The organism is Embleya sp. NPDC001921, from assembly GCF_053594475.1.
In genome coordinates, this window is sequence record NZ_JBSFEO010000003.1 from 274,963 (window position 1) to 288,936 (window position 13,974).

A 13,974-nucleotide genomic window follows, 5' to 3' on the forward strand; every position below is an offset into this window, starting at 1 on the left:
GAGGGGGGCCGCGAGCGCTTGCGAAGCCCGTGCCCGTGGGCTTCCGGGGGCGGGAACCCGGCCTTTCGCGGGCGGAACCGGCGGCCTTCACGGGTGGGAACGGGCGCCTTCGCGGGTGGGAACCGGCGGTTTTCCGGATCGGCCACGACAAACGGTGACGGATTGTATCGTCACGACTACCACGTCGATCCGTGAGAGAGGGCCACTCATGTCGGACGCACCCCGGATGTCGGATCACACCGAGCGTTTCCCCGGCGCCGGCTCCCTCACCTGGCGCTACCTCGGACAGTGGCGGCTGCTGACCACCATCGGTCGGGCGATCGTGCTGGAGACGGCGCACCCGGTGGTCGGCGCCGGTGTGGTGGAGTTCTCCACGTACCGGCGGCACCCGTGGCGTCGGGTCGAGCAGACCCTGCTCAGCCTGCAACGGCTGCTCTATCAGGACGAGGCGGACCGCGAGCGCGAGGCGGCCCGACTGCGCCGGCTGCACGGGCACATCAAGGGAGTCGACGCGCAGGGCCGGGCCTTCTCGGCGCTCGACCCGCAGGCGCAGGCGTGGGTGCACCTGACCGTGTTCGACGCGATGGTGCTGATGTGCGAGCTCGGCGGCGATCCGCTCGACGACGAGCGACAGGCCGAGCTGTACGCGGAATGGCTGGTGGTGGGACGGCAGTCGGGGGTGCCGGCGAGCGAGATGCCGGCCACGCTGGAGGAGTACCGCGTCTACTTCGACGAGACCGTGCGCGAGCGGCTGACGACGGGGCACGGGGTCGAGCAACTCCTCGACGCGCTCGGGAGGTTGCCCGCGCCCGCGCAACTGTCCTTCGTACCGGACGCGGTGTGGTCGGCCGGGTGCTCCGTGCTGGGCAGCGGGATCCGCGCGCTCGTGGCCGCCACGCTGCCGCCGAGCTATCGGGAGCGGTTGGGCGAGCGCGGGAAGGTGCCGTTCGGTACCGAGGCGGTGTTGTCGCTCGCCTGTCGGACGGCCGCGGTGGCCGGCGACCTGCTGCCGACGAGGTGGGTGTACATGCCGCTCGCGGCGACCTACATCGCGGCCAAGCGGGAAGCCGGGCGCGGGTTGCGTCGGTTCGGGTCGCGCGATCGTTCGGCCGACCCGGCGGCGCAACTCGCGGACGCCTTCGTGCGCATTCTCGACCAGACCGGCGACGGGGTGTTGTCCTGGCCCGATCTGGCCGCCCTCGCCCGGGTGTTCAGCGATCGACTCGACCTGGCGGCGGTGGACGAGGAGGTGATGTACGCGGCCTTCCACGCCTGGTGGGACGAGCTGCGCGCGACGGCGGACGCGAACCACGACGGTGTGGTCGACGCCGACGAGTATCGAGTGCTCGCCGAGGCCGCGCCGGGGGCGGCGATGGCCGCGTTGATGGTGCGGGTGGCCACCGCCGTGGACCGTGACGGGGACGGCCGGATCGATCAGGCCGACTACGCGCGCCTGATCGGCTCGGACCTCGGACCGACGCGCCGGATCGGCTGGTTGCACGCGGTGGACACGGACGGCGACGGAACGGTCACCGTCGAGGAGTTCGCCGAGGCGCTGCGGGAGAGCGTGCTCGGGCGGGCCCGATCGGACACGCTGGACTACGTGCTCGGCCGGGCCTGAGGGGTGCCGGTCGGCCGAAGGCCGGGTTCGGGACGAGTTGCCCCGATGGCCGGGTTGCCTCGGTCTCCCGGCCGCCTCGGTGACGGGTTTCCTCGGCGGTGGGGCGAGAGGGCCTGCGGGCGGCGGTGTTCGGGCCGCGCGGGAAGTGATGAGCTTGGGGAGTAGGTGAGCCCGAGCGGACTCGGCCATGGCGGGCCGGGTCCGGGGCGGTCGGTTCGGCGGCCCGCTTGTACGAGATCGGTCTCGGCGCGTGGGCCGTCGGCGTATCGGCGGGTCCCGGGGCCGGGGTTCGGGGTTCGACGCGTGTGTGAGGGAACGCGGTTCGCGCTCGACGCGCGCTCGACGTACGCCCTGCGTGCGCCCGGCGGGCAAAGGTGACGCGGGAGATCCGCGAGGTAACTGTGGGTGTCGTACGCATGGAGGAAACCACCCGCCGACTGATACCGTGAACGACGAGGATAAGCATGCGGGTTTGTTCATAACGTGCCTTTCTCATCCCCGTGTTCACGCCGGCCGGGCCGGTCGTTCCGCGACTTCGTACCGGGCGCCCGGTGTCTTGTGGCCGTTCGTCGTGCTCGATGTATCCATCCGTGTTCGGTTCATGCTCGACTTGTGCGCGGCCTCTTTCGGTTCGGTCCTCTGGTTCGACGTGCGGTTCGGCTTGCGGTTCGAGACATGCGACAGCAGGAGGCGGCTCGATGAGCATTTCCGGCGAGGAACGGCGCACGTTCACCGAGCGCGACCTGTGGACGCTGTCGGGTGCCGACGACGCCGTTGATCCGCGGACCGAGGGGCGGGCCTGGGTCCGGCTGGGCGACGCGATCAGCCGCGCGCTGTACGAGTTCGAACGCGGTGTCTCGGCGAGTCCGGAACCGCGGGTCGTGCCCCGCCGGGGCCCGATCGAGACCGCGATCGTGGTGCGCGCGCGAACACGGGACATCCGCGAGCGGGCACTGGCACACCGGGAGGCCGCGCGCCGCGCGTTGCGGATCCTCGACGCGTCGCCTCGGGACGGCTCGGGATCGCGCCGGCTCGAGGTGCTGATCTCCCTGTCCCTGGCCGCCGGGCAGGCACGCTGCCTGGGCAGGCGGCTCACCCGTCTGCCCCCTCCCGCGTCCCCACGCGCGATCGCGCTGGTCGAAGCGCTCGGGACGGCCCTGGCGGAGAGCGGTCGCGCATTGGAGGCCGTCCAGGGCGGATTGCGCGAGATGCCCGTGTCGGACGGGCCGGCACGGTGCGATCCGCCCGTCGCTGTACCGGAGGCCGTCGCGGCGGCGGTTCGGCTCGCGATCCGCCTGGAGGAGGAGGTCCGGGCCGAGCCGGTCGACGCGTCCGGGGTGGACCTGTCCCGACTGGACCTGGTCGACACGGCCCCACTCGCGGGCGTGGTGTGGTCCCGAACGACCGTGTGGCCGGCCCGCCTCGCACCCATGGTCCGGGCTCGTTCCAACCGGGTGGCGCCAGGCGTGTACCGGGTGCGGCGGACGTACGGCAACTGAGGGACGTATTTGGCTACCTGGCCATCCTCACCCTCGGTATGGACCCCACCGGGCCCACCCCCACCGACCACGCCGACCCCGACGGCCAACCCCCGGCCCGGCAGCGCCTGGGGAACAGGCGGGAGCCCGCGGGTGCGGGTGTTACGAGGTCCAGTGGGTGGGGTGGGTGAGGGGTGCGGGGAGTTTGGTGTGGGGGTCGCCCTTGGCGGCGTCGAGTTGGGATTGGACGAGGTACAGGGCGTCCGTGAGGTCCGCGCCGCGCAGGTCCGCGTCGCGGAAATCGGCGCCGATCAGGTCGGCGAGGCGCAGGTCCGCGCCCCGCAGGTCGGCACCGATCAGGTACGCCCCGCGCAGATTCGCGCCGCGCAGGTTCGCGCCGCGCAGCCTGGCGCCGATCAGGTCGGCGCCGCGGCGCTCCTTCTTCTTGCCCGGGACCCCCGCGCGGGTCAGTTCGCTCGCACGCACGAGCAGTGGGTTCAGGCGCTGCCGCAGCGCCCCGATGTCGATCCGGAGCAGCTCGGCGGGCTCGCCCAGGGTGAGGCGCTCGGTGTCCTCGTACGCGCCGCGCAACTCGCCGTGGATCGGCCGCGCGGCCGCGAGCGAGCGCGCCTCGCGCAGGTACCGGAGCAGCTCGTGCAGGTCCCGCATGATCGGGAACACCCGGAACATCTGCTGCGCGGTGTGCGGCGCCCGGCGCCAGTCCCGCCCCGCGTAGGTGACCTGGGCGACCTTTTGTCCCGCACCGAAGCAGTCGTAGACGGTGCAGCCCGAGAAGCCGATGTCGCGCAGGCGCGGGTGCACGCCGCAGCCGAAGTCGTCCGCCCGGAGGTTGGGGCAGGCCCGACCGGCGGGCTTGTCGATGGCGAAGTCCGCCGAGGCGGCGAAGGCGGGCGCGACGCAGCACAGCGCGAAGCAGTTCGCACAGTCGGCGCGGAGGCTGTCGGCCCGTTCCTCGACGAGGCCCGGGTCTCGGCCGGGTACGGCGGGTTCGCGCTGGTCGGACACGGTGTGGGGGCTCCTGCCGGATCGGGGCTGTCGCGAGCCGCCGCTCCGTCGCGCGCTCGGGATGATTCGTCCATTGTCCCCGATCGGACGGGGGCCCTTCACGGGGCGGGCCATTCGCAGGGCGGATCCTTCGCGGGGCGGATCCTTCGTGGAGCGGGGCCGGGCCGCGTGGGAGGCCGGGGTGGCGCCTTCCCCTTCGGTACGGTCCCGCCTTTCGGTGCGTCGGACCTCAGCGGCCGGACCTCAGCGGCCGGACCTCAGCGGCCGGGTGTCGGCGGGTGGGACCTCGGCGCGGGCGTGCCGACCCGGCCGAGCCACAGGGTGTCCCGGGCCCGGACCATCGCGACGAACACCCTGCGCCGGGCCAGTTCGGCCCGCTCGCGTGCCGCGTCGCCGCCGCGGGTGCCGCCGGCGGGCGGGGCCGGGTCGTACCTCGGCAGCAGTACGTGCTTGAAGTCCAACCCCTTGGCGCGCACGTAGCCGCCGATCTTGACCCCCGCCGTCGGCCGGCCCTCGTAATGTGCCAGGGGACACACCGGGATCCCGGCCCGCTCGATCAGGTCCGTGTAGTGGCCGACCTCGGCGCGGGAGCGGCACAGTACGGCGGTGTCCGGCCACGCGCGGGGGTCGGCCCGCAACGCGGCGAGAAGCGCGTCGTCGTGCGCGGCCACCGTCGCGCGGTGTACCCGGACCACTTCGCGCGCCGGTTCGCCCGGTTCGCCCGGTTCGCCCGCACCGCTCGTCTCGCCGTCGAGTTCCAGGGGACGGGGGCCGGTGACGCGGCCGTGTTCGAGGTCCTCGAAGCCGTCCGCGCCGACCACCGCGAGCGCGGCGCGCACGATGCCGGGCGCGTTGCGGTAGTTGCGGCGCAGGACGTGGGTGCGCTCCCGGGGGATCGTGATACCGGCCTCGGCGAGCCGGAAACCGCCCGGATACACGGCCTGTTGGCCGTCCCCGATGAGCAGCAGACCGTTCGCGGCGTCGCCGACGAGCGCGTGCAGCAGGCGTACGCCCACCAACGAGAGGTCCTGCACCTCGTCGACGATGACCGAGGCGTAGGCCGGCTGCCGCCCGCCCCGCAGCACTTCGCGGAGCGCGGCGGCCAGTACGTCGTTGAAGTCGCACACCTGCTCCGTGCGCAGCAGCCGTTCGTAGCGCTCGTACAACCGCCACACCGCCTCGTGGTCGCCCGCGCGGGTCAACCGGGTCCGCCGCCCGGGTCGGGGCAGCCGCCGGTACCGGTCGAACGTGGTGAGCCCACGGCCCTTGATCACGTGATCGATCTCGTCGCGCCAGTAGCCCGCCGAGGCCGCGATCGCGGGCAGGCGTCCGCCCCGACCGACCTCGGCCCAGGCCCGGTCGAAGGCGGCGGCGGCCCTGGTCGGATCGAGTTGGCGCGGTGGGCCGCCGCGTCCGTTCAGGAACGCGAGCGCCCACGCGTGGATGCCGCTGAAGTCCACCCGGTCCACCGCGACCGGCGCCATCGTGGCCAGGAACGTGCGTTGTACGCGCGGCAGGTTGGCGGTGAAGGTGGCGTACAGCACCCGGCCGGTGCCGTGTTGGGCCAGGTAGGCGGCGCGGTGCAGGCCGACCACGGTCTTCCCGGTGCCCGCGGGGCCGGTGATCCGGGCCGGCCCGGGCCAGTCGGCCCGGACCAGCGCGCACTGGCCGGGATCGAGGTAGGTCATCCATCGTTCGATCGGCCCGAGCCGTGCGGCCCGCAGCGTGGCGGCGGCGAACTCCCTCGGATCGAACGACGCGTCGAGTCGTCCGGGTGGGGACGTGCGCGCGACCGCCGTCATCGCCGAGGGCAGGGTCGCGGGTGCGGGTGCGGCCTCGTAAGGGTCCTCGTAGACCGGGAACACCCGCTCCAGGTGCCGCGCGATCGCCGTCACCGATTCCGGGTCCAGGCGGGCCGCTCGACCCAACAGATCGGGCGCGGCCTGCGTCTCGCCGAGCAGTCGGATCCGGCCCAGGCCGGCGTCGACGCGATGGCCGGCGAACACCATCATCGGCACGACCGCCACCGGCGAGACGCCGAGCGTGGCGATCGCCTCCTCGGCGATCGCGGTGATCGCGAGCAGCTTCGCGGCCTCGCCGGGGCGTGGCTGATCTCCCGCGTACAGGGTGCCGTTTCGGATGTTCGGCGCGGCGCGCCAGTTCTTGACGTCGACGACGTACACCCCGGCAGGTCCGACCAGCAGCAGGTCCACATTGGCCGCGCGGGTTCCCGGCCGGCGGCGGTCCACGGCGGGCCGCCAGCCGTAGCCGGTCAGCATCAACAGGTGTGCCACGACGCGCTGTTCCGCCTGTGACGCGGCCTCGTACCGCATCGCCACGCGACGGGCCTGTGCCCATGCGCGCCGCAACTCCCGTTCCCGCGCCCGCGCGTCGCGCGCCAGCCGGGCAAGGGAGCCGCCGGGGGCGGCGGATGCTGCGGCGCCCGCGCCCGCGCCCGCGCCCGCGCCCGCGCCCGCGCCCGTGCCCGTGTCGGTGCTCGCGCTCGTGTCGCTGTTCGTGCCCACGTCCGCAGATCGCATCGGGTCCCCCACCGTCGCGCCCCCACCCTTGAGCATCCCCATCGGAGCGTGTGGTCATGGGCGGGTCCGGCGATGAATTCCCGGTGATTCGTGGGCACTACGCGGGGTCGTCCCGAGTGTGTGTGAGGTAGTGGGGGCGGCGCGTCGATCCGCGGGCGGTGTCGGGACAGCGGGCGTGGTGTCGGGGTCGGCGGGCGTGTTGTCGGGTCACCGGGACGCGGCGTCGTGCAATGCGGCGAGGAAGGCGCGCAGGGCGGGCTGGGGTGGCGCGGACTCGCGGACCGCCGCGTAGATCCTGCGGATCGGTTCGGGGTTGCGGATCCGGCGGACGACGGTCGCGGATCGGCGGTTGTCCAGGGCCGATTCGGGGACCAGCGCGATGCCCAGGCCGGCGGCGGCGAAGCCTTGGGCGGTGGCGTAGTCCTGACTCTCCACCACGAACTCCGGGCTGAAGCCGGCCGCGCCGCACGCGTCGAGCAGGACGTCCAGGCACGGGCCCGGCGACTCGCTCGCGACCCACTGTTCCGCGGCCAGGTCGGACAGTTCCAGCACGGGCTTCGCGGCCAGCCGGTGACCCTTCGGGAGGACGGCGCGATAGCGGACGTCGAGCAGGTGTACGAAGCGCAGTCCGTCGACGGACGGGCGGTCGTCCGGCCGGACCACGAGTGCGATGTCGGCCTGGCCGTCCCGGACCTCGGCCAGCGGATGCCTCGGGTCGGACAGCTTCAACCGCACCTGCACGCCGGGGTGTTCGCGGCGCAACGCGGCCAGCGCGGGAGCCACCAGCACGGCTCCGACGGTGGCGAAGTAGTGGATGGTGAGCCGACCGGTGCGGCCGGCGCGCAGGTCGGCCAGGGCGGTCTCGGCGGCGGCGACGTGGGTGCCGATCAGCGTCGCGTACTCGGTGAGCAGACGGCCGGCCTCGGTGGGGCGCACACCTCGACCGACGCGTTCCAGCAGCGCGATCCCGGCCTCCTTCTCGAGAGCGGCGATTTGTTGGCTCACGGCCGAGGGCGTGTATCCCAAGGTGCGCGCGGCGGCGGTCACCGAGCCGCCGGCGACCACCGCTCGAAGCACCTGCATGCGTCGCACATCAAGCATGTAGGACAGCTTAACGATTCGTGCAGATCTTGTCGCTTGTCTTACCGGTCTGGGTGCGACAGCGTACTCAGCACCCCCTTTACCAACTCGCGGCGGAGGCGAAGTGCTCGGCGGATCACGCGCGACCCTGGTGCGCATGGCGGTCCTCGCGTTGTTGTGGGGATCCGGCTTCCTGTGGATCAAGATCGCCCTCAACGGGGGCCTGGCCCCGCTGCACATCACCGTCGTCCGCTGCGCCCTCGGCAGCGCGGCGCTGCTGGTCCTGGCCCGCTCGGCGCGGCAACGGCTCCCGCGCGAAAGGCGCGTGTGGGGACACCTGGTCGTGGCCGCGCTGTTCTGCAACGCGCTGCCGTTCTTCCTGTTCGCGGTCGGCGAGCAGACGGTGGACTCCGGCGTCGCGGGTGTGCTGAACGCCACCACGCCCCTGTGGTCCCTGGCCATCGGGATCGGGCTCGGCACCGAGCGCGGTCTGCGTCCGCCGCGGCTGATCGGCTTGGCGCTGGGCTTCGCGGGCACCCTGCTGATCTTCGCGCCCTGGCAGCGGGGCGGCCTGGCGGGCTGGGGCGCGTTGGCCCTGCTCGGCGCGGCGCTCAGCTACGCGGTCGCGTTCGCGTACATGGCGCGGCACCTGATCGGGCGGGGCGGCGCGCCGCTCGCGTTGTCGGCGGCGCAACTGGTGTGCGCGACCGGGCTGACCGGACTCGCCCTGCCGGTCGGTCCGACGGATCCGGGCGGGCCGACCGGCACCGCCGTACTGGCCGTGGTGGTGCTCGGGGTCTTCGGCACGGGCGTCACCTTCCACCTCAACTCCCGCCTGATCGCCGACGAGGGACCGACGGCGGCGGCCACGGTCGGCTACCTGCTGCCGGTCGTCTCGGTGACCCTCGGCGCCCTCGTCCTCCACGAGGCCCTGAGCCTCCGCGTGGTGGTGGGCATGCTCGTGGTCCTGCTCGGCGTCGGCCTGACCCGCACCACGAACCCCGACGCCACCAAGACCGCCCGCCCGTCCGAAACCGACCCCCTCCACGCCGAAACCCACCCGACGGTCAACCCCGAACCGGCGGAAGGCTGACGGGACCCCAAGCCCCCGCCACCACGCACCGGGTTCACGCCACCGCGCACCTCCCGCCCGACACACCGCCCACCACCCGCTGTCGGCCTCGCCCGCGCCGGAGGCCCCGCCCGGATCGTCGATCGCGGGTCGCGGGTCGCGGGTTCCGGGTCGGTCAGGTGGTTTTCGCGGGGGTCCAGGTTCCGGGGCGGATCACCGTGGCCGTGGTGTGGATGGGTGGGCTGTGGCGGAAGTGGAGGGTGAAGGGGATGGTTTGGCCGGGGGTCAGCCTGGGGGGTGTGCCGAGCATGATGTTGGCGCCGCTCGCGGTCATGCCGAGGAGGCCCTTGGCCGGGATCGGGAGGGACTTGGTCATCCACATCCGGCCGGCGTAGCCGGTGTAGGTGTGGAAGCTGAAGCCCACGTCGCTGGTGATCGGTGTGCTCACGCCGACGAGTTCGTCGTTGGCGGCACCGGAATTGCGGATGGTGAAGTACGCGGAGGTGGCGTCGGCGTTGGTGGCCAGGTGCACGCGGCCGTCGCTGATCGACAGCTTCGGTGCGGTGCCGGCTTGTCCCGCGGCCGTCCAGGCGGTGAGCAGGGTCAGCGCGAGGGCCGCCGCCACGAGCGGGCCCGCGACCGTCTTGAGCAGGGCGAGAGGCTTCACTTCGGATCCCGTTTCGGGTCGTCGAGGCGGCGGTCGGTACGGAATCGGGTCAGCCGCAGGCTGTTGCCCACCACCGCCAGCGAACTGACCGACATCGCCGCGGCGGCCAACATCGGATTGAGCAGGCCGGTCACCGCGACCGGGATCAGCACCACGTTGTAGCCGAAGGCCCAGCCGAGGTTGGCCCGGATGGTGCCGGTCGTCCGCCGGGAGAGCCGGATCGCGTCGGCGAGCGCGGTCAGGTCGTCGCCGACCAGGGTGACGTCGGCGGCGCCGATCGCGGCGGCCGTACCGCCGCCCATGCCGATGCCCAGGTCCGCCTCGCCCAGCGCGATGGTGTCGTTGATGCCGTCGCCGACCACCGCGATCGCCCGTCCGGGCTGGTCCTGCCGCAGGCCTCGGACCAGTTCGGCCTTGTCGTGTGGGTCCAACTCGCTCAGGACCTCGTCGATGCCCACCGCGTCGGCGACCACGCGCGCCGGCCCGGGACGGTCCCCGGTGGCCAGGATCACCGTGACGCCGAGCCGGTCGAGGGCCCGGATCGCGCCGGCCGCCTCGGGGCGTACCGAGTCGCCCAGCACCAGCACCCCGGACGGCACGCCGTTGACCGTCGCCAGCACGGCGGTGTCCCCGGCCGCGTCCGCCGCGGACAACGCCGCGCGCAGGTTCGCCGGCAGCGACGTCACGTCCTCGGCCCCCGGCCGCAGCACCGCCACACGCTCGCCCCGGACCAACCCGCGGACGCCCGTGCCGGGTTCGGCCGTGAAGTCGGCGACGGCCGGCAGCGGTCCCGTGCGCTCGGTCGCGGCCCGGGCCACGGCCCGACCGATCGGATGCCCGGACGCGGCCTCGACCGCGCCGACCAGGGACAGCAGTTCGCCCGGATCGACCCCGGGGGCCGGCTCGTACCGCAGCAGGCTCATGCCGCCCGTGGTCAGCGTGCCGGTCTTGTCCACCACGACGGCACCGACCCGGCGCAGCCGCTCCAGTCCGGCCGGTTCGCGGATCAGTACGCCCATCCGGGCGCCGCGCCCGGTCGCGGCCAGGATCGCGGTGGGGGTGGCCAGGCCCAGCGCGCACGGGCAGGCGACCACCAGGACGGCCATCGTCGCGCCGGCCGCGGCCTGCGGGTCACCGCCCGCGCCGAGCCAGAAGCCCAGCACGGTCACCGCCGTCGCGAGCACGGACGGCACGAACACGCCCGCGATCCGGTCGGCCAGGCGTTGCGCGTCGGTCTTGCCGGCCTGGGCCTCCTCGACCGACGCGGCGATCCGGGCGAGCCGGGTGTCCGCGCCCACCGCCGTGGCGCGCGCGGTGAACCGGCCGCCCTCGTTGACGCTTCCGCCGGGCACCGGATCCGCGGGTCCGACCTCCATCGGCCGGCTCTCCCCGGTCAGATGGGACACGTCGAGCGCGGATCGACCCTCGACCACGACCCCGTCGGCCGGGACCCGGTCGCCCGGGCGTACCACGAACACCTGACCGACCGTCAAGGACGCGGTGGGCACGGTGACCTCGACCTCGCGGCCGCCCCGGCCCGGGTGCAGTACGGCGGCCTCGTCCGGAACCAGCGCGGCCAACTCCCGTACGGCCGACCCGGTGCGGACCCGGGCCCGCTCCTCCAGCCGGCGCCCGAACAGGACGAACAGGGGTACGGCCACCGCGACTTCGAGGTAGGTGTGGGCCTCGGCGCCGGCCGCGGACGGGAGCAGGTCGACCGTCATCCGCATCCCGGGTTCACCCGCGTCGCCCACGAACAGCGCCCACAGGGACCAGCCGAACGCGGCGAGTACGCCCAGGCTGACCAGGGTGTCCATGGTCGCGCCCGCGTAGCGCAGCCCGTGCAGGGCCCGTCGATGGAACGGCCACGCGCCCCACGTCGCCACCGGCGCGGCCAGCATCAGGCACAACCACTGCCAGTTGGTGAACTGCCACGCGGGCACCATCGACAACACCAGGACCGGAAGCGCGAGCGCGGCGGTCAGGAGCAGATCCCGCCGACCGCGGTCGTGCTCCTCGGCGCCGGCCGGCCGGGCCCGGGTCGTGTCGGGCGATGGGGCGGTCAGGGTCGCCGAGTAGCCCGCCTCGGTGACCGCCGCCAGCAGGCTCACCACGGGCACCGACGCGGGGTGCACCACCCGTGCCCGTCCCGTGGCCAGGTTGACCGTCGCGCTGACCCCCTCCAGCCGGGCCAGCCGCCGTTCGACGCGATGTACGCATGCCCCGCAGGTCATCCCGGACACGGTGACGTCGGTGGTGACCAGTTCGGGCGAGGTGGTCACAGCGCACCTCCGACGACCCGGAAGGCGGGCACCGCACCGGCCGGTTCGCCCAGTCCCATCCGGCCGTGCCCGCCGCCCTCGTCACCCATCGGCACCGGGGCGCCGGGCGGACCGGGCCTGCGCAGGTCGGGGGCCACGGGGCCGGCTTGGCGCCCGACCGCGAACGCGGCGACGAACAGGATCACCAGGAGGCCGACGAAGCCGAGCACCGTACGGGCGGCCGAGGTCGAGCGGGTCGCCCCGGGGGGCGGGCTTGCTTCGGGACGCGCGGCCCTCGCGAGGAGGAGCAGGCGCCGGAGGCGGCCCGGAGAGTCGGGTCCGCCGGCGAACACGGGCATGAATCGGGCTCCAGGGATCGAACGGCGGGAGGTCGGGTCCGGCGCGGGGCGGCGCCGCGGTCGACGACGGCGGCACCGGGGACGGGCATCGAGGACAACCTTCGAGGACGGGTATCGGACACGGGCCTCGGACACGGGCGTCGGAGACGGGTGGTGGGGACGGGTGGTGGGGACGGGCACCGGGGAAGGGTGGAGGGGACGGGCATCGGAGACGGGCACCGGGGACGGGCATCCGGGTAGTCGGTCGGCGGCGATCGGTGGTTCCCCGAGGGTGTGGATTCCTGAGCGAGAGGTACGGCGGGGAGCGGGCGCGGTGTGGTTCGAGACGGTTGGGCACGGTTTCGGAGATTACTGCGTCAAGGCGTTCGAGCGCGGTTCGAGAAGGCTTCGGGAGAAGTTCGGGAATCGGCCGGGCACCCGAGGGCTCCCGCGTACCCGGCAGGTGGGAGCATGAGCGTCACCATGCCTGCCCGGTCCGTGCTTCGAGCCGCTCGCGCCGCGATGTTCGCGGTGATCTGCGTGCTGCTCGCGTTGTTCGGGCACACGTTGATGTCCGACGCGCCGATCCACTGGGCCGCGCCGGTCGGCGCCGGCGTCGGGATCGCCGTCCTGGCTTGGGCCGTGGCCGATCGCGAGCGCGGCCTCGGGGCGATCACGGGCGCGGTACTGGCCGCCCAGGCCGGCCTGCACACGTTGTTCACGCTGGCCCGCCAACCGGTCCCCGAACCGACCGGCGCGGCCCGCTTCCGCGACCAGTGGCTCCAGGTGCTGCTGTGCAACGACGACCGACCCGGCGACGCGCCGACCCGGTCGGTCACCGAACTCCTGGTCCGGATGCGGCTGGACCCCAACCTGGCCGGGCAGTCCCCGGAGGCGGCCGGCTTCGGTCGCCCGCCCTCCGGCGCACACCACACGGCCGGCGCCGGGGCCGGCGGGATGAACCACGACGGCGCGTTGACCGCCGTCCTGGGACACGGCGGGACCGGCATGGTCGCCGCGCACGTGCTCGCCGCGCTCGGCTGCGGTGTGTGGCTGCGCCACGGCGAGAAGGCCGTCTTCCGGCTGCTGCGCGTGCTCGCGACGATGGCGGGCACCGTGGTTCTCGCACTGGTGGGCGCCTGGACGTCGCCGGTCACCACCCGCCTGCCGGGCATGCCGCGCGCGGGTCACCGTCGCGAACGCGCCGTTCCCAAGTGGGTCTGCCGCCCGCTGCCGGGCCGAGGGCCGCCCGCCGCGCTCTTCGCCTGAGCCGTCCACCCGGCCCGCGTGTGTCCGGACGACCCGGCCGTGTTCGCCCCGCTTCGGCGCGGTGACCGCCTCCGGCGCCGTTCGGCGAGTGCGAGTTCGTGAGTGCCTGTTCGCGCGTGTTCGTCCGTGGTCGCCGCGTGTCGCGGGGCCGCGCCCCGACGGGGCGCCGCGCCCGCGTCGGCGCGTGGTGCCCGCGCGGGCGAGGACCGCGCCCGCGATCGTGCTGCCCGTGCACCGGCACACGTTCGCGGTGATCGCACGCGCGCACCCGCACCGCGGGCCGCGACGCCGACCGAGCACGCGTCCGCGTCGCCGTCGGTGGACCCGGGCGTACCCGCCACCCGAGTAGCGCCCGCCGCGCCGACTCGCCGGTCGCCGTGTCCGAACCCGACACCGCGCGCCGAGCGGGCCGGCCGTATGCCCGGGCGCCGTCGGGTGCTTCGCGCACCGCCGTCGAGACCGGGCCCGTGGCTCCCACGCCGCACTCGGCTCCGGCGGGCGTGCCTCCCACCAGCTCGGCGTCGATCCGCCTCGGGCCGATCGATCGCCGCCCGCATGACGAGGACGTGGAACGTGACTTCCCTGCACCCTCCCGGCCGTCCCGGACCCGGAACCGGCCGAC

Annotated in this window: 10 protein-coding genes; 4 read left to right on the forward strand and 6 right to left on the reverse strand. The window is 73.9% G+C overall.

What is annotated here, in order from left to right; genetic code table 11:
* Positions 1-226 precede the first annotated feature (226 nt).
* Positions 227-1,621: an oxygenase MpaB family protein gene (locus tag ACWCPW_RS04715; RefSeq protein ID WP_449760131.1), complete on the forward strand. Its 1,395-nt coding sequence runs from the start codon at positions 227-229 to the stop codon at positions 1,619-1,621.
* Between the two features lie 698 nt (positions 1,622-2,319).
* Positions 2,320-3,120, forward strand: coding sequence for a hypothetical protein (locus ACWCPW_RS04720; RefSeq protein ID WP_449760132.1), 801 nt, complete (start codon positions 2,320-2,322; stop codon positions 3,118-3,120).
* 141 nt (positions 3,121-3,261) lie between these two features.
* Here the strand turns inward: ACWCPW_RS04720 and ACWCPW_RS04725 are convergent, their stop codons facing one another.
* The 3 genes from ACWCPW_RS04725 to ACWCPW_RS04735 form a co-directional block, all read right to left on the reverse strand.
* The gene (locus tag ACWCPW_RS04725) at positions 3,262-4,125 is read right to left on the reverse strand and encodes a pentapeptide repeat-containing protein (RefSeq protein WP_449760133.1); all 864 of its coding nucleotides are present in this window, start codon (positions 4,123-4,125) and stop codon (positions 3,262-3,264) included.
* Between the two features lie 257 nt (positions 4,126-4,382).
* Positions 4,383-6,665, reverse strand: a complete 2,283-nt coding sequence (locus tag ACWCPW_RS04730) for a UvrD-helicase domain-containing protein (protein WP_449760134.1) — start codon at positions 6,663-6,665, stop codon at positions 4,383-4,385.
* Between the two features lie 207 nt (positions 6,666-6,872).
* A complete protein-coding gene (locus ACWCPW_RS04735; RefSeq protein WP_449760135.1) occupies positions 6,873-7,766 on the reverse strand; it encodes a LysR family transcriptional regulator in 894 nt (297 codons plus the stop codon).
* Between the two features lie 136 nt (positions 7,767-7,902).
* Here ACWCPW_RS04735 and ACWCPW_RS04740 point away from each other — a divergent pair, with 136 nt between their 5' ends.
* Positions 7,903-8,838: a DMT family transporter gene (locus ACWCPW_RS04740; protein ID WP_449760136.1), complete on the forward strand. Its 936-nt coding sequence runs from the start codon at positions 7,903-7,905 to the stop codon at positions 8,836-8,838.
* Between the two features lie 154 nt (positions 8,839-8,992).
* Here the strand turns inward: ACWCPW_RS04740 and ACWCPW_RS04745 are convergent, their stop codons facing one another.
* Genes ACWCPW_RS04745 through ACWCPW_RS04755 form a run of 3 tightly spaced genes read right to left on the reverse strand, consistent with a single transcriptional unit; the run spans position 8,993 to position 12,104 of the window.
* The gene (locus ACWCPW_RS04745; protein WP_449760137.1) at positions 8,993-9,484 is read right to left on the reverse strand and encodes a copper chaperone PCu(A)C; all 492 of its coding nucleotides are present in this window, start codon (positions 9,482-9,484) and stop codon (positions 8,993-8,995) included.
* The gene (locus ACWCPW_RS04750; protein ID WP_449760216.1) at positions 9,481-11,718 is read right to left on the reverse strand and encodes a heavy metal translocating P-type ATPase; all 2,238 of its coding nucleotides are present in this window, start codon (positions 11,716-11,718) and stop codon (positions 9,481-9,483) included. The genes ACWCPW_RS04745 and ACWCPW_RS04750 overlap by 4 nt, the downstream gene beginning before the upstream one ends.
* A gap of 44 nt (positions 11,719-11,762) precedes the next feature.
* Complete coding sequence (locus tag ACWCPW_RS04755) at positions 11,763-12,104, reverse strand: hypothetical protein (RefSeq protein WP_449760138.1); 342 nt, start codon at positions 12,102-12,104, stop codon at positions 11,763-11,765.
* Positions 12,105-12,554: 450 nt separating this feature from the next.
* Between ACWCPW_RS04755 and ACWCPW_RS04760 the strand changes: the two genes are divergently transcribed.
* A complete protein-coding gene (locus ACWCPW_RS04760) occupies positions 12,555-13,352 on the forward strand; it encodes a hypothetical protein (protein ID WP_449760139.1) in 798 nt (265 codons plus the stop codon).
* Positions 13,353-13,974: the final 622 nt, after the last annotated feature.